At 35.6% G+C, this 16,869-nt stretch carries 17 protein-coding genes; 13 read left to right on the forward strand and 4 right to left on the reverse strand.

The window, feature by feature from the left end; all coding sequences use genetic code 11:
* The 12 genes from GA0061080_RS12605 to GA0061080_RS09675 all read left to right on the forward strand — a co-directional run.
* A partial coding sequence (locus GA0061080_RS12605) for a hypothetical protein (protein WP_167349217.1) occupies positions 1-620 on the forward strand: 620 nt, incomplete at its 5' end.
* Positions 621-1,083: 463 nt separating this feature from the next.
* Positions 1,084-1,593 (forward strand): 23S rRNA accumulation protein YceD, encoded by a 510-nt coding sequence (gene yceD, locus GA0061080_RS09625; protein ID WP_091124775.1) that lies wholly within the window; start codon positions 1,084-1,086, stop codon positions 1,591-1,593.
* 4 nt (positions 1,594-1,597) lie between these two features.
* A complete protein-coding gene (gene rpmF / locus GA0061080_RS09630; protein WP_025316508.1) occupies positions 1,598-1,765 on the forward strand; it encodes a 50S ribosomal protein L32 in 168 nt (55 codons plus the stop codon).
* Positions 1,766-1,798: 33 nt separating this feature from the next.
* On the forward strand, positions 1,799-2,845 hold the full coding sequence (plsX, locus tag GA0061080_RS09635; protein WP_091124779.1) for a phosphate acyltransferase PlsX: 1,047 nt from the start codon (positions 1,799-1,801) through the stop codon (positions 2,843-2,845).
* 4 nt (positions 2,846-2,849) lie between these two features.
* Positions 2,850-3,803, forward strand: a complete 954-nt coding sequence (locus GA0061080_RS09640; protein WP_091124782.1) for a beta-ketoacyl-ACP synthase III — start codon at positions 2,850-2,852, stop codon at positions 3,801-3,803.
* Positions 3,804-3,838: 35 nt separating this feature from the next.
* Complete coding sequence (fabD, locus tag GA0061080_RS09645) at positions 3,839-4,774, forward strand: ACP S-malonyltransferase (protein ID WP_091124787.1); 936 nt, start codon at positions 3,839-3,841, stop codon at positions 4,772-4,774.
* Between the two features lie 16 nt (positions 4,775-4,790).
* The gene (gene fabG, locus GA0061080_RS09650) at positions 4,791-5,525 is read left to right on the forward strand and encodes a 3-oxoacyl-ACP reductase FabG (protein WP_091124791.1); all 735 of its coding nucleotides are present in this window, start codon (positions 4,791-4,793) and stop codon (positions 5,523-5,525) included.
* A 149-nt stretch (positions 5,526-5,674) separates the two neighbouring features.
* Positions 5,675-5,908, forward strand: coding sequence for an acyl carrier protein (gene acpP, locus GA0061080_RS09655; protein WP_034910452.1), 234 nt, complete (start codon positions 5,675-5,677; stop codon positions 5,906-5,908).
* A gap of 161 nt (positions 5,909-6,069) precedes the next feature.
* Positions 6,070-7,314 (forward strand): beta-ketoacyl-ACP synthase II, encoded by a 1,245-nt coding sequence (fabF, locus tag GA0061080_RS09660; protein ID WP_091124795.1) that lies wholly within the window; start codon positions 6,070-6,072, stop codon positions 7,312-7,314.
* A gap of 198 nt (positions 7,315-7,512) precedes the next feature.
* Positions 7,513-10,992, forward strand: a complete 3,480-nt coding sequence (dnaE, locus tag GA0061080_RS09665; RefSeq protein WP_091124799.1) for a DNA polymerase III subunit alpha — start codon at positions 7,513-7,515, stop codon at positions 10,990-10,992.
* 194 nt (positions 10,993-11,186) lie between these two features.
* Positions 11,187-12,146, forward strand: coding sequence for an acetyl-CoA carboxylase carboxyl transferase subunit alpha (accA, locus tag GA0061080_RS09670; RefSeq protein WP_091124803.1), 960 nt, complete (start codon positions 11,187-11,189; stop codon positions 12,144-12,146).
* 21 nt (positions 12,147-12,167) lie between these two features.
* A complete protein-coding gene (locus GA0061080_RS09675; protein ID WP_091124806.1) occupies positions 12,168-12,536 on the forward strand; it encodes a diacylglycerol kinase in 369 nt (122 codons plus the stop codon).
* A gap of 59 nt (positions 12,537-12,595) precedes the next feature.
* Here GA0061080_RS09675 and GA0061080_RS09680 read toward each other — a convergent pair whose 3' ends face one another.
* The 4 genes from GA0061080_RS09680 to metK are packed head-to-tail and all read right to left on the reverse strand — an operon-like array spanning position 12,596 to position 15,702.
* Positions 12,596-13,438 (reverse strand): 23S rRNA (adenine(2030)-N(6))-methyltransferase RlmJ, encoded by an 843-nt coding sequence (locus GA0061080_RS09680; RefSeq protein ID WP_091124810.1) that lies wholly within the window; start codon positions 13,436-13,438, stop codon positions 12,596-12,598.
* A complete protein-coding gene (locus GA0061080_RS09685; protein WP_091124812.1) occupies positions 13,432-14,049 on the reverse strand; it encodes a hypothetical protein in 618 nt (205 codons plus the stop codon). Before GA0061080_RS09685 ends, GA0061080_RS09680 begins: the two co-directional genes overlap by 7 nt.
* Positions 14,050-14,063: 14 nt before the next feature.
* Positions 14,064-14,567 (reverse strand): SprT family zinc-dependent metalloprotease, encoded by a 504-nt coding sequence (locus GA0061080_RS09690; protein WP_091124816.1) that lies wholly within the window; start codon positions 14,565-14,567, stop codon positions 14,064-14,066.
* Positions 14,551-15,702: a methionine adenosyltransferase gene (gene metK / locus GA0061080_RS09695; protein ID WP_091124819.1), complete on the reverse strand. Its 1,152-nt coding sequence runs from the start codon at positions 15,700-15,702 to the stop codon at positions 14,551-14,553. The genes GA0061080_RS09690 and metK overlap by 17 nt, the downstream gene beginning before the upstream one ends.
* Positions 15,703-15,891: 189 nt before the next feature.
* Here metK and murI point away from each other — a divergent pair, with 189 nt between their 5' ends.
* Positions 15,892-16,707 (forward strand): glutamate racemase, encoded by an 816-nt coding sequence (murI, locus tag GA0061080_RS09700; RefSeq protein ID WP_091124822.1) that lies wholly within the window; start codon positions 15,892-15,894, stop codon positions 16,705-16,707.
* Positions 16,708-16,869 lie beyond the last annotated feature (162 nt).

Below are 16,869 nucleotides of genomic sequence, written 5' to 3' on the forward strand. Positions count from 1 at the left end.
AATTACCCCAAAAATTTGAATTAGTAGGCAAAGATCGTGATGGCTATGAGGTGGTAAAATATGGATTTGAGTTAAAGCAGTGGTTTGTTATACGACAAATGCCTGGAACTGGAAGACACTCTATTAAATCGTCTGGGTATAAACCATCACTTACGGAAAAAGATCGCGATAAAAATCCAGAACGTTATTCTCACACTAATTCGCAAGCTTGGTGTGAAAGTTTAGGTTATCGTCTGCCACATATAAGAGATTTAACTAATGCAAAATGTACTTTTACTATATTTGGGCCTGAAGTGTGTAAGGGTGCTGTTAGCGCCACGCCAATATCACCCGCCTTTCAGGCGTATCAACGTCGAATAGGGGCAGGCATGACTGGAGAGTGGGGAGATCTTACTCTTTATAGAATAGGTCTAGATTACTTTTACACTTCGAAGGCGGAAGTCTGGACGGACGATACTCATACTCCTATTTATAACAACCCTCATCCGTTCACTGTATGGCTTGTGAAGGGCTCTATAACACCTAATATGACAAGTATATGGTCGTCTTCCCGTTGTATTATGAATGACGGCTATCCGAATAGTTTTTGCCAGGCTGCTGCACTTTGCGTCACCCCTTAGTTTTTAGTTATTAATCTTTAAGTTATGATAGAGATAGCCAAGTAATAAAAAACAGCCTCACATTAGGGGGCTATTTATTTGTTTATTTTGCCGGTTATTGTTGTAAAAAATATTCAGGATTCTATACCGTTAAACCGCATAAAGCGATTTTAAGGAGAACGCCTTATGCGGTTTTAGAGGATTATCTTAATCATGAAATGTAAAATAATTCGATGTTTTCTTGCAAATGAAAAGACCAAAATAACTACTTTTATACTGAAATATGGGTGTTTTTTTGAAAGATCTTTACAAGAAAGAAATAATCATTATCAAAATGAATATTAAAGTAATAATCAACAACTAAAACAAATTATATTGAGTGATCCCATTGACGAAACTTTGATTTAAAGGTAATATGCGCGCCTTATGTATTGTGTTCTTTTTAAGAGACATAAGAATAACTTTAAGGTAGAATGCATATTCTATGCAAAATAAATTGCCATTAATAATTGACCCAATTAAAGCAGCACAAAAAAAGCTTGATTATGTTGGATATTATCCAATGCAAAGTGCGACAAGGGTTGATAGTCCAAAAAGCGATATTGAGTGTAGCTTATCTTTTTATTATGATGAGCAAAGGCTTTGTGTTATTGCAATTGATGCAAAAATCACGTTAGAGCAGATATGCCAACGTTGTTTTAAACCTTTTATCACAGAAGTTCATGTGATGAATAAATTTAGTCCTGTTAAGAGCGATGCTCAAGCAGAGACACTACCGGAACATTATGAACCCGTTTTAATGAACGAGTTTGGTGAAGTAGATATATTAGCGTTACTTGAGGACGAAATTATTCTCTCATTACCAATTGCGCCGGTACATGATAGTAAACACTGCGAAGTGTCAGAGGCAGATATGGTATTTGGTGAAATTCCTACTGAGAATGAAAAAACAAATCCATTTGCAATTTTAGTTAGTTTAAAGAATAAGGGGTAAATCCATGGCTGTTCAACAGAATCGTAAAACTCGTGCAAAACGTGGTATGCGTCGTTCTCATGATGCATTAACTGTTGCTAATATCTCAGTTGATGAATCAGGTAAAACACATTTACGTCATCATGTAACCGCTGATGGTTATTATCGTGGTCGTAAAGTAATTTCTAAATAATTACTCTAAAATTAGAAATTATTAGGTGACATTTTGGATAGTCTAACCATTGCGTTAGATGCTATGAGCGGGGACTTAGGTCCTCGTATTGTTGTTCCTGCTGCAATACAAGCGCTAAATTGTTATCCAAACCTTTCAGTTTTTCTGGTGGGAGATCCAACAGAAATTGGTCTTTTTTTGTCAAAAGAAAATAAAAAGCTTGTTTCTCAATATCAACAAGATAGGCGTTTAATTTTGACTGAATCAACGACTGTTATTACTAATGATATGAAGCCTTCTTATGCGATTCGCCATAGCCAAGGATCATCAATGAGAATAGCTCTTGAACTGGTTAAAGATAACAATGTTCAAGCTTGCGTAAGTGCTGGTAATACCGGTGCACTAATGGGGCTTTCTAAATTACTTTTACACTCTTTAACTGGTATTGATCGCCCTGCTTTAGTTGCTACTATTCCTGCTTTAAATAATCAAAATACAGTTGTGTTGGATTTAGGAGCGAATGCCGAGTGTGATAGTGATATGCTTGTGCAATTTGCCATAATGGGGCAAATTCTAGCTAAAACGCTGCTTAAAATTGAACATCCTCGCGTTGCATTACTTAATATTGGCGAAGAAGAGATTAAAGGATTGGATAAAATACGTGCAGCTGCTTCTGTTTTAAAATCGAATGATCAAATTAATTATATTGGTTATTTAGAAGGTAACGAGCTTCTTACTGGTAAGACCGATGTGTTAGTTTGTGATGGTTTTGTTGGTAATGTGACGTTAAAAACAGTAGAAGGATTAGTTAAAATTTTCATGTCTTTATTTAAGTCGTCTTTTGATCACAATTCATTATTAATGAAGCTATTAAGTAAATGGTTACAAAGGAAGGTATCAAAAAATTTTGGTTATTTAGATCCCGGACGATATAATGGTGCTTGTTTGCTTGGACTTAAAAGTATTGTGATTAAAAGTCACGGTAGTGCCAACCAAAAATCATTTTTTGCAGCAATTGAACAAGCTATTTTAGCGATACAAACCAATATACCTGAGAAGATTGCACAGAGTCTTTCTTCCGCACTACCCAAGAGCGAATAATTAGATGTATACAAAGATATTAGGAACTGGGAGTTACCTTCCAAAACAAATAAGAACCAATGCAGATCTAGAAAAGATGGTTGATACTAGCGATGAATGGATCACAACCCGTACAGGCATTAAAGAAAGACGTATCGCAGAGCCTGATGAAACTGTAACAAGCATGGCTTATCAAGCAGCAATTAATGCTATTGAGATGGCAAATATTGATAAGAACGATATTGGCATGATTATTGTTGCAACGGCGACTTCAGTCAATGCTTTTCCAAGTTCAGCCACTGAGTTACAAGCCAAATTAGCAATAGGGGATGTGATTGCATTTGATGTGTCTGCAGCTTGCTCAGGATTTGTTTATGCATTAGATATCGCCGATAAATATATTAAAAGTGGTGCGATTAAATATGCTTTGGTTGTTGGTTCTGACATGTTAACCCGTGGTGTTGATCCTAATGATCGAGGCACTATTATCATTTTTGGGGATGGTGCAGGAGCGGTTGTTGTTGGTCCGTCAGAAGAGCCGGGCATTATCGCTTCACATCTTCATGCAGATGGCCGTTATGGTGACTTATTAAAATATCCGTATGTTGATCGTCGTGATATGAATGATCCTGTTTATATGACTATGCATGGTAATGAAGTGTTTAAAGTGGCAGTTAAAGAGCTTTCAAATTTGGTTGATGAGCTTTTAACTGAAAATGCGTTTAACAAAGCAGATTTAGATTGGTTAGTACCACATCAAGCTAATCTAAGGATTATTTCTGCAACTGCAAAGCGTCTAGATATGGATATGAGCAAAGTAATTGTTACATTAGATAAACAGGGTAACACTTCAGCAGCTTCTGTTCCGTGTGCCTTAGATGCAGGTGTGCGAGATGGACGAATTCAACGAGGTCATCTAATTTTATTAGAGGCTTTTGGTGGTGGGTTTGTTTGGGGATCTGCGTTAGTTAGATTTTAATTTATGATTTATTTTTTATGATCAAGGATTTAATAATGACCAAATTTGCAATGGTATTTCCAGGACAAGGCTCACAAGCTGTCGGTATGTTAAAAGATCTTGCTGATGATTTTCCTATTGTGAAATCAACATTTGATGAAGCCTCTGAAGTGCTTGGTTACAATTTGTGGGATTTAGTACAACAAGGTCCTACAGAAGAATTAAATAAAACTTGGCAAACACAACCAGCACTACTTGCTGCATCTGTTGCAATATTTAATGTATGGCAAAGTGTTAATGGTGCACAACCCGATTTTATGGCGGGGCATAGTTTAGGTGAGTATTCTGCATTGGTTTGTGCCGGTGTGATTGATTTTAAAGATGCCATTAAATTGGTTGAGTTACGAGGTAAATTAATGCAAGAAGCAGTGCCAAGCGGTACTGGAGCTATGTATGCTATCATTGGATTAGATAACGAATCAATTAGCAAAGCATGCGAACAAGCAGCACAAGGACAGATTGTTGCGCCTGTAAATTTTAATTCACCTGGACAAGTCGTTATTGCTGGTAATAAAGAGGCAGTTGAACGTGCAGGTGTATTATGTAAAGAAGCTGGCGCTAAGCGGGCATTACCACTTGCTGTTAGCGTGCCATCACATTGTGCGTTAATGAAGCCAGCAGCTGACAAATTAGCGACTACATTAAACGATATTGAATTTAACCCGCCAAAGTTTGCTGTTATTAATAATGTCGATGTAAAAGTTGAAACATCTGCAGAAAAAATTAAAGCGGCATTAATTGCTCAACTTTATAGCCCTGTGCGTTGGACTGAAACTGTAGAATATATGGCAAAACAAGATATAACACTTTTAGTTGAAATGGGCCCAGGTAAAGTATTAACCGGCTTAACTAAACGTATTGTTGATATACTTTCTGGTATTGCAGTTAATGATAAAGCATCATTAGAAGCAGCATTAGAAAATACAAAGTAAAAATAAAGAGGTAGTTATGAATCTATCAGGAAAAATTGCTTTAGTTACAGGTGCTAGTCGTGGTATCGGTAAAGCTATTGCAGAAAAGCTTGTTTCTTGTGGTGCAACTGTTATCGGTACAGCAACCACAGAAAAAGGCGCTGAGGCTATTAGTAAATATTTAGGCTCAAATGGTAAAGGTTTAGCCTTAAATGTGACAGATGAAACATCAATTGAATCTGTGATTAATGCAATAAAAACAGAATTTGGTGATATTGATATTCTTGTTAATAATGCAGGTATTACTCGCGATAATTTATTAATGAGAATGAAAGAAGATGAATGGCAAGATATTTTAGATACCAATTTAACGTCTGTTTTCCGTTTATCTAAAGCATTAATGCGCACAATGATGAAAAAACGTTATGGCAGAATTGTGACTATTGGTTCAGTAGTTGGTACAATGGGAAATGTTGGTCAAGCTAACTATGCGGCTGCGAAAGCAGGATTAATTGGATTTAGTAAATCATTAGCACGTGAAGTTGCATCAAGAGGAATTACCGTTAACGTTGTTGCGCCAGGTTTTATTGCAACAGATATGACTGATGCACTAACTGATGAGCAAAAAGCACTAACTTTATCTCAAGTTCCTGCTGGTCGTTTAGGTGAACCCGCGGAAATTGCTAATGCTGTAGCATTTTTGGTTTCAGATGAGGCATCTTACATTACAGGTGAAACTTTACATGTCAATGGTGGTATGTATATGGTGTAATTGGCTAGAATAGTGTAAAATGAGCCAATATCTTGATGTTTTGAGTAAAAAATAAGCAGTTGGGTTGAAAAGTGATTGGCATCTTTTTCAACATTTTATAAACTTACATTCACCGCCACTTTCGGCGATTTTTATAGGAAAAAAAGAGTATGAGCACTATTGAAGAGCGAGTTAAGAAAATTATTGTTGAGCAACTTGGTGTAAAAGAGGAAGAAGTTAAAAACGAATCTTCTTTTATTGAAGATCTTGGCGCTGACTCTCTTGATACAGTTGAATTAGTTATGGCTTTAGAAGAAGAATTTGATACTGAAATTCCTGATGAAGAAGCTGAAAAAATTACAACTGTTCAATCTGCAATTGATTATATTACTGCAAATCAATAAGGTTTGTAGAGTTTTTATGATAGGCGGTCAAATGATCGCCTAGTTTGTATTTATGTTTTTAATTTATAAATAAAAATTAGCTTGAGCACAAATTATGATAAAGCTCGAAATTACCATTTCATTGATTCAAATTTCATTCCAATCCTTTTCTGGAGGACAATGTGTCTAAACGCAGAGTTGTTGTTACTGGAATGGGCATGGTATCTCCTGTAGGTAATACAGTTGAATCCACTTGGCAGGCTTTATTAGCTGGGCAAAGTGGTGTTGAACTCATAGAACATTTTGATACAGCCCCTTTCGCAACGCGCTTCGCAGCAATGGTTAAAAACTTTAATGGCGAAGATTATAATATTTCACGCAAAGATGCGCGAAAAATGGATTATTTTATCCAATATGGTATTGCTGCGGGTATGCAAGCAATACAAGATGCTGGCATTGAGATTACCGAAGAAAACGCAGAACGAATTGGTTGTGCTATAGGTTCTGGTATTGGTGGGCTTGGGTTGATTGAAGAAAACCACGGTGCATTAGTAAATGGTGGGCCACGTAAAATTAGTCCATTTTTTGTACCATCAACAATTGTTAATATGATTGCGGGCCACTTATCTATCATTTATGGATTAAAAGGGCCAAGTATTACTATTGCAACAGCATGTTCTTCTGGTGTGCATAATATTGGTCACGCAGCTCGTATGATTGCTTATGGTGATGCCGATGCAATGTTAGCCGGTGGTGGTGAAAAAGCAAGTACTCCACTAGGTATTGGCGGTTTTGGTGCAGCGCGTGCTTTATCTACCAACAATGATAACCCTAAAGCAGCAAGTCGTCCATGGGACAAAGATCGTGATGGTTTTGTTCTTGGTGATGGTGCAGGAATCATGTTTTTAGAAGAGTATGAGCATGCAAAAAAACGTGGTGCTAAAATTTATGCTGAAATTGTCGGTTTTGGTATGAGTGGTGATGCTTATCATATGACTTCACCACCTGAAAACGGTAGTGGTGCCGCATTAGCGATGAAATGTGCAATTCGTGATGCAGGAATTACGCCAGAACAAGTAGGTTACATTAATGCTCATGGTACATCAACACCTGCTGGCGATAAAGCTGAAACTCAAGCGGTAAAGAGCATTTTTAAAGAAAATGCCAATAAAGTGATGGTGAGCTCAACTAAATCTATGATTGGTCACTTACTTGGGGCTGCTGGCGCTGTTGAATCAATTTTTACAGTTCTTGCTTTGCGTGATCAAGCTGTACCGCCAACGATTAATCTTGATCATCCTGATGAGGGGTGTGATCTTGATTATGTTCCCCATACAGCGCGTCAGGTTAAAAATTTAGAATATGCACTTTGTAACTCTTTTGGTTTTGGCGGAACCAATGGTTCGGTGCTATTTAAAAAAATCTAACTTTTTGTTATCCGCTGATAATATTTTATCAGCGGTATATCTTTGATATAGGCCTTTTTCATTTATCAAAATAGTAATAGATCCTACCTTTTTGTCTTTTTATTAAATTAAAGGTTACCATTAAAGAGATAAGGATATTCCTACTGTCTATGTTATAATCCCTTATAATTTTTTTTAGCATAATCATTTCTGGTAATTATGGCGGAACCAAAATTTATTCATCTTCATTTGCATAGTGATTTCTCAATGATTGATGGAATAGCTAAAGTAGGTGCATTAGTAAATGAAGTGAGCAAGTTGCAGATGCCAGCATTTGCAATCACTGATTTTACCAATCTTTGTGGGCTTGTGAAATTTTACGGTTCAGCAATGTCAAAAGGTATTAAACCTATCATTGGTGCAGATCTTGCTATTAAAAGTTCTCAATTGCCTGATGATATTTACCGTCTAACTTTGTTAGCAGCTAATAATCAGGGATATCAAAATCTTACTTTATTGATTTCTAAAGCCTATCAGCGAGGTTATATTGGCGATATACCTGTTGTTGATAATGAGTGGTTAATTGAGCATCGAGAAGGGTTAATTGTATTAGCTGGACGAGAAAGTGATATTGGTATCGGTATTGTTCGTAATAACCAAACTATTATTGATCATACTATTAATTTTTATCTTGAAAATTTTAATGAGCATTTTTATTTTGAACTAGTACGGACTAAACGAACTAATGAAGAGCTTTTTATTCATAGTGCAGTAAAATTGGCTGAACAGTATCAGTTACCTGTGGTTGCTTCTAATGATGTTCGCTTTTTAAAATCTTCAGATTTTGAGGCTCACGAAATTCGTGTTGCTATTCATGATGGAAATACACTAGAAGATCCTTCCCGACCTAAAAATTACTCAGCAGAGCAATATTTACGATCTGAACAGGAAATGTGTCAGTTATTTTCTGATATCCCCGAGGCACTTGAAAACAGTGTTGAAATAGCAAAACGCTGTAATGTATCTATTCGGCTAGGTGAGTATTTCTTACCTAAATTTCCGACAGGGGATATGACTACTGAAGACTTTTTAGTTTATAAGTCGCGTCAAGGGTTAGAAGAAAGGTTAGAGTTTTTATTTCCAGATCCTGAAATTAGAAAACAAAGAAGGCCAGAATATGATGAGCGTTTAGAAACGGAATTAACTGTTATTAATCAAATGGGCTTTCCTGGTTACTTTCTAATTGTCATGGAGTTTATTCAATGGTCAAAAGATAATGATATTCCTGTCGGACCAGGGCGTGGTTCAGGGGCAGGTTCCCTCGTTGCGTACGCATTAAAAATTACCGATTTAGATCCACTAGCATTTGATTTACTTTTTGAACGTTTTTTAAATCCTGAACGTGTTTCAATGCCCGATTTTGACGTAGATTTTTGTATGGAGAAACGCGATCTGGTTATCGATCATGTTGCCGATATGTATGGACGAGAAGCAGTATCTCAAATTATTACATTCGGAACTATGGCGGCCAAAGCGGTAATACGCGATGTTGGTCGAGTCCTTGGGCATCCTTATGGGTTTGTTGATCGTATTGCGAAATTAATTCCCTTAGATCCTGGTATGACTCTAGCCAAAGCTTTTGAAGTTGAGCCTCAACTTCAGGAGTTATACGATAATAATGAAGAAATTAAATCATTAATTGATATCGCACGCCAATTAGAAGGTGTAACTAGAAATGCCGGTAAGCATGCTGGGGGGGTTGTAATTTCACCAACTAAGATTACAGATTTTTCGCCAATTTATTGTGATCCAGAAGGTCATCATCCCGTTACTCAATTTGATAAGAATGATGTTGAATATGCAGGGCTTGTTAAGTTTGACTTTTTAGGGTTAAGAACATTAACCATTATTGATTGGGCAATCAAAATGATTAATGAATGTCGACTCCGAGAAGGCAAGGAAAAAGTCGATATAACTCGAATCCCTTTAGATGATGAAAAGTCCTTTGAATTATTATTAAAAGCTGAAACAACAGCGGTGTTCCAGCTTGAATCTCGAGGTATGAAAGATTTAATAAGGCGTTTAAAACCTGACTGTTTTGAGGATATGATCGCTTTAGTTGCCTTATTTAGACCCGGTCCGTTACAATCAGGTATGGTAGACAACTTTATTGACCGTAAACATGGCAGAGAAGAAGTTTCCTATCCAGATATTAAATATCAACATGAATCATTAAAACCTATCTTAGAACCAACATACGGTATTATTTTGTACCAAGAACAAGTTATGCAAATTGCTCAGACTTTGTCCGGTTATACCTTAGGTGGTGCGGATTTATTACGTCGAGCTATGGGGAAGAAAAAACCTGAGGAAATGGCAAAGCAACGCTCTGTTTTTAAAGAAGGTGCCGAAAAGCAAGGTATCGATGGTGATCTTTCCATGCGCATTTTTGATTTAGTGGAAAAATTTGCCGGTTATGGTTTTAATAAATCTCATTCAGCAGCTTATGCGCTTGTTTCTTATCAAACATTATGGTTAAAGACTCACTATCCAGCAGAATTTATGGCTGCAGTTATGACTGCCGATATGGATAATACTGATAAAATTGTTGGTTTAGTTGATGAATGCTTAAGGATGGGGTTAAAAGTTAATCCTCCTGATATTAATAGCGGCCTTTATCACTTCCATGTAAATGATAAAGGTGAGATTGTCTATGGGATTGGGGCTATAAAGGGTGTCGGTGAAGGCCCTATTGAGGCAATTGTTGAAGCACGTAATAGTGGTGGATATTTTAAAAATATATTTGAACTTTGTGCACGAACAGATATGAAAAAGATCAATCGCCGTGTACTTGAAAAACTTACTATGGCAGGGGCATTTGATAAATTAGGACCTCATAGAGCGGCTATTTTGCATAGTATTAATGATGCAATGCAGGCTGCGGATCAATATGCTAGAGCACAAAATATTGGTCAAGGAGATATGTTTGGTGTCTTGGCTGAAGAGCCCGAACAAGTTGAACACGCTTATGCCGCGGTTCCTGAGTTACCTGAGCAGGTTTTACTTGATGGTGAACGTGAAGCTCTAGGGCTTTATTTAACAGGGCATCCTGTAACACAATATTTAAAAGAATTAAATCGTTATACTGGTGGGCTACGAATAAGTGAAGCATCTCCTACTGGGTGGGGTAAATTGGTAACCTTTGCTGGAATTGTTGTAGATGCAAGAATAAGAATTACCAAAAAAGGTAATAAAATTGGTTTATTTACTTTAGATGATCGCTCTGGTCGTATTGATGGTATGCTGTTTGGGGAATCATTAGAAAAATTTGGACATCTATTAATAAAAGATAAGATCCTTATTGCTTCAGGCCAAGTTAGTAATGATGATTTTAATGGCGGATTTAAAATGTCTGTGCGAGATCTTGTTGATTTGAAAGATGCTCGAGCTAAATATGTAAAAGGATTATCCATTACTTTAATTGAGAATGAAACAAATCAAACAATATTACAGCGATTACAACAGTTATTTCAACCTTACATGAATGGAAGTGTGCCTGTTAATTTATATTATCACCGGGATGATTCGGTTGTTAGAATACAATTTGGCACAATGTGGCGAGTTATTCCAGAAGATTCTTTGATTATTGAATTAAAAACTCTACTTGGTATTGACCGTGTCGAATTTGAGTTTGAATAAATAAAGCTTCATTTTAGTAATGTAGATGACTAGATTTTGGAAAAGTTGCAGTCTATTGATATAAATATAGGTGACTTTAATGAGTATTACATAGTAGAATTGGCTTAATTTTATCTTAAGAATTAATCCGTATAGTATGTTAGATAGTGTATTTTTAAAAATACCGAATAAATTAAGAGGCAATTACAAGCGTTATGAACAATTTTTTGGAATTTGAAAAGCCGATAGCGGAATTAGAAGCAAAAATTAATTCCTTAAAGAATATTGATTCGCAACAAGTTGAATTAGATATTAATTTAGATAAAGAGATTAAGCAATTACATAAAAAAAGTCGTGAATTAACAAAAAAAATATTTGCTAATTTAACACCTTGGGAAATTGCGCAACTAGCTAGACACCCAAATCGTCCTTATACATTGGATTATCTGAAAGAAATTTTTACTGATTTTGATGAATTAGCTGGTGATAGGGCTTATGCTGACGACAAAGCAATTGTTGGTGGAATAGCTCGTATTGATGGACGCTCTGTGGTGGTTATTGGGCATCAAAAAGGTCGAGAAACAAAACAGAAAATTTATCGGAACTTTGGTATGCCCGCTCCAGAAGGGTATCGTAAAGCTTTACGATTAATGCAATTAGCGGAGCGTTTTAAATTACCAATTATTACTTTTATTGATACTCCAGGTGCTTATCCTGGTATTGGTGCCGAAGAGCGAGGTCAAGCAGAAGCGATTGCTCGTAATTTAAGAGAAATGTCACGTCTTAAAGTACCTACTATTTGTACAGTAATTGGAGAGGGAGGCTCTGGGGGGGCTCTTGCTATTGGGGTTGCCGATAAAGTTAATATGCTTCAATATAGTACTTACTCTGTTATATCGCCAGAAGGTTGTGCATCAATTTTATGGAAAAGTGCCGATAAAGCATCAGTTGCAGCCGAAGCAATGAATATGACTGCAGATAAATTATTAAAGCTAAATCTTATTGATTCTATCGTGCCTGAGCCACTTGGTGGTGCCCACCGTGATTATGCAACCGTATCAACTTCACTCAAAACACAACTACTTAGTGATCTTGATGAACTTGAAAATATGGATTTATCTGTATTATTAGAAAGAAGATATCAACGCTTGATGAACTATGGTTACGTAAGGTAGTTCTAAATTTGGAATATTATAATGAAAAAATCGACAGGCTTACTACGTATCCTTAAAGCAGCAAAATATTCTTTAAAAGGTTTAAAATCGGCGATAAAATATGAAACTGCATTTCGCCAAGAGTTAATTCTATTAGTTGTGGCTTCTGTTATTGTAATGCTAGTCGATTTTTCTATTTATGAACGTATTTTATTACTTGGTTCAATTGGAGTTGTGATGATTACTGAGTTAATAAATAGTGCAATAGAGTGTGTAGTTGATCGGATTGGTTCTGAAAGGCATGATTTATCCGGTCGAGCAAAGGATTATGGCTCGGCTGCTGTATTTTTGTCGTTATTATTGACTATTATCTTGTGGATTTATTTATTTTCTTGTCACTTTTTATCATGATTTTATATTTTAATGTAGGTTTTCCTGAAAGTTTTTAACAATAGTTTTATTGTAAAAAACTATTCAGAAACCAACTCTCTAATGATGAAATTTCCTGTTTTTTCAACGTCTAATGTTGTTTTTAGCCATGGTAGAATTGTATGCATTTGTTCGTGTAATTTCCATGGTGGATTAATTACTATCATTCCTGATGCTGTCAAGCCTTTTTGATTATTATCAGGCTTTATTGCCAGCTCAAATTGTGAAATTCGTTTTATGCCTAAGCTAACAATATTATTAATCATTTTTTGAGTTTGTGTACGAGATACCACAGGATACCAAATTAAGTAAACACCTGTTGCAAAACGTTTATAGGCTTCCAGTAATACTATAGGTATTTTTTGATAATCGTCTTTCATTTCATAAGAAGGATCAATCAATACTATTCCACGACGAGATTGCGGAGGTAACTTTGATTTTAATTGGGCAAAACCATCTTCACGTAAAACTTTTGTTCGTTTATCTTTACTAAATTCTTGTTTTAATAAAGGGTAATCTGTTGGGTGTAATTCGGTAAGGTTGAGTTTGTCTTGCTCACGTAATAATTGTTTTGCTATTAGTGGTGAGCCAGGGTAATATTTTAATTCATCAAAAGGATTATAGCGTTTTAGCACCGATATATAAGTATTGATTAATTCTGGAATATTAGATTGTTGCCATAGTAAATTAATTCCTGATAAATATTCCCCCGTTTTTTCCGCATGCTCACTTCTTAACAGATATCGTCCTGCACCTGAGTGCGTGTCTAAATATAAAAAAGGCTTTTCTTTTTCTTTTAACGATTCAATACATAACGTTAAAACAATATGTTTTAATACATCTGCATGATTTCCAGCATGGTAACTATGGCGATAGCTTAACATTGGCAATTTACTCTTTTTTGTTCATTTTTTTGCATATAAAAGGTTATTAAGGCTAAACAAAGAAGACAAGGGATTTCCATTAATTCTTCAATGAGATCTTTTCGCTCTTTTGTTATAACTAAAAATTCATGTAAAGTACGGCGGTGTTCTGCAATATCAGCTATACCTAAGAATAAAAAAGCAAAGAATATATGCCAAAATGGTATTTTTTCACATTTGTAGCGCCGAGCAATTTCTCGGTGAATCGTGGGTAAAAATATACTTAGTATTGGGATCGTGATTAATATACTAGCAATGATTTTATAGTAGAAACGTGGTACCTCAGGAAAAAAGTCTCTTCCCCAACTAATTCCTCGACCAAAAAGCATAAACCACCAGAAAATTGTCCAAATCCAAAATCTATAAAGCTCAGAATGTTCAGGTACTCGTTTTGCATAATAATAGGTATAACAGCACATAAATAATAAGAAGAGAGATTGAATATGTTCGATAATAGTAACCGTTAGCCCATTATATAAAGGTATAAACCAATTTCCCGTAATATAAAGGATAATGCCAAGAGTGATAATTAATAACGAACTTTTGTAAAAATGAAAATCTAACTTACACATATAATATTTCCTTATTAAATAGCACTTTTAAGTTTGAGTATAGTACCGCATTTACGACATAAATAACTAGTTTTATTATTTTGAATTTTGTTGTGTCTTATCGAGGTTAATTGATGTTGTTGACAACTGCAGTAGTATAAATAAGTATTACGTTGAATGGAAAAACGGTGAGTTGTTGCAGGGATTTTTCCTAATATTTCTGACATAATATATTGCCATTCTTTACCATGTGGTTTTACTTTGCCAAACTCTTTAAAGACAATGAGATGTGCTAATTCGTGAGGCACAACTTCCTCAATAAATTGACTGCCATTATCTAGCAACATAATCGAATTAAGTTGAATTTCCCAACGTGTTAAAAAGGCACTACCAGCAATACTGCCTTTGGGTTTATAAATGATCTTAGGCTCTTTATATTGGGAATGTAGACGTTGATTGGCTTGCATTAAATGAGTTCTTAAACAAGCCATAGTTTGATTATGTAAATAAATTGGTATGCGTTTATAGTCCTGCTGCATCACGTAGTAGTGCCGCTTTATCAGTTTTTTCCCAAGGGAATATATCTCGACCAAAATGACCGTAACTTGCAGTTTGTTGATAGATTGGTTGAATTAGATCAAGCATTTGAATCAATCCATAAGGTCTTAAATCAAAAAATTCTTTAGTAAGCGATACAATTTTGTCGTGATGAATTTTTTCTGTGCCGAAAGTATTGACATAGATTGATGTAGGATTGGCAATACCAATTGCATAAGATATTTGTAATTCACATCTGTCAGCAAGTCCTGCCGCAACAATATTTTTTGCAACATAACGTGCGGCATAAGCTGCTGAGCGGTCAACTTTTGAAGGATCTTTGCCAGAAAAAGCTCCACCACCATGATGAGCTGCTCCACCGTACGTATCGACAATGATCTTTCGTCCAGTTAGTCCACAGTCTCCCATAGGGCCACCAATAACAAAACGCCCAGTAGGATTAATAAAGTATTTTGTTCTAGATGTTAACCATTCGGCCGGTAATGTTGGTTTAATGATTTCTTCCATGACGGCTTCATGTAATGCTTTTTGCTCAATATCTTCTGAATGCTGAGTTGATAGAACGATTGTATCAACACCTTTTATCTGACCGTCTTGGTAAATTAATGTGACTTGGCTTTTTGCATCAGGTCTTAACCAAGGAAGTGTACCATTTTTTCTAACTTCTGCTTGGCGGCGCATTAAGTCGTGAGCATAGCTTATAGCAGCAGGCATTAAATTTGGCATTTCATTTGTAGCATAACCAAACATAATACCTTGGTCACCAGCACCTTGCTCAAGGGGATCATTTCGATCAACTCCTTGATTGATATCCGGAGATTGTTTGCCAATAGCATTGAGTACCGCACATGAATTTGCATCAAATCCCATTTCTGAACTGGTATACCCAATATCATTAATTGTTTTTCGAGTTAATTCTTCGATATCTACCCAAGCTGAAGTAGTGATTTCACCACCAACTAAAGCCATACCTGTTTTTACATATGTTTCGCAAGCAACACGTGCTTTTGGATCTTGTTTTAAAATTGCATCAAGTACAGCATCAGATATTTGATCGGCAATTTTATCTGGATGACCTTCTGAAACAGATTCAGAAGTAAATAGAAATTCTGACATAGAATACCTTCTTAACTTAATTCTCGTATAAGTATATTTAGTTATTTTAGCAGTTTTACCGTCTAGACGTCTAGTCCATAATTTATGGAACTAAATGCAATATTTGCTTGGGTAAAATACTTGCATTAATTTTTAATCGATTTACGATATGGCCGTTTCTAATTTATTACTTAATGTCTTATAGCTAAAATGAATATCATAAAACAATCGCCTTCAGTGTTAGTATTTGATTCGGGTATCGGTGGTTTATCTGTTTATAATGAAATTTACAATAAAATACCTAATGCACACTATATCTATGTATTCGATAATGAGATGTTCCCTTATGGAGATAAATCATCAGAGTTTTTAATTAATAGAGTGAACTCTGTCATTGAGGCAGTTACTAAATTTTATCCAATTGATTTAGCAGTTATTGCTTGTAATACAGCTAGTACTATTTGTTTGCCTAGTTTGCGCGCTAAATTTTCTTTTCCTATTATTGGTGTTGTACCAGCGATTAAACCAGCTAGCTTACTTACTAAAAATAAATGTATAGGATTATTAGCAACAAAGGCAACAGTTGAAAGAACTTATATAACCGATTTAATACAGCAATTTGCTGCGCATTGTACTATTAAAATGTTAGGTTTATCGGAATTAGCACTCATAGCCGAAAATAAATTACAAGGCATTAATGTTGATATGAAGCAGTTAAAAGAACTAATGCAACCTTGGCTTGGGTTACAAACAATCCCTGATACAATAGTACTAGGTTGTACGCATTATCCTTTTATTAAAACAGAATTACAGACGCTTTTTCCTCAGGCGAGCCTAATAGATTCAGGTTATGCGATTGCGACAAGGGTCTGTAATTTACTAAATGATAAATATAATTTGGACCAAATAATTTCTTCTGTGTCCGAAAATATTGTATTAAGCACAGTTTATACTCAGCCTGTAGAAAAGTTGATTAAAAAATTATCTGATTACAATCTTAATAAATATCATACCATTAAAGTTTAGCGAGATTAAAAATCGTGCGACCGGATAGCTATTTTATCTTTTTTGCTTGCAGGAAATTTTTAAGCCTCTATAATGCGCATCCACTGGCATGCAGTCAGCGACAAGCAGGCAGTGAGTTGGTCAGTGAATAAGATCAAAAATTTTGAAAAAAAGATCTTGACG

Origin of the sequence: Gilliamella intestini (assembly GCF_900094935.1) — a bacterium.
Classification (GTDB): domain Bacteria; phylum Pseudomonadota; class Gammaproteobacteria; order Enterobacterales; family Orbaceae; genus Gilliamella; species Gilliamella intestini.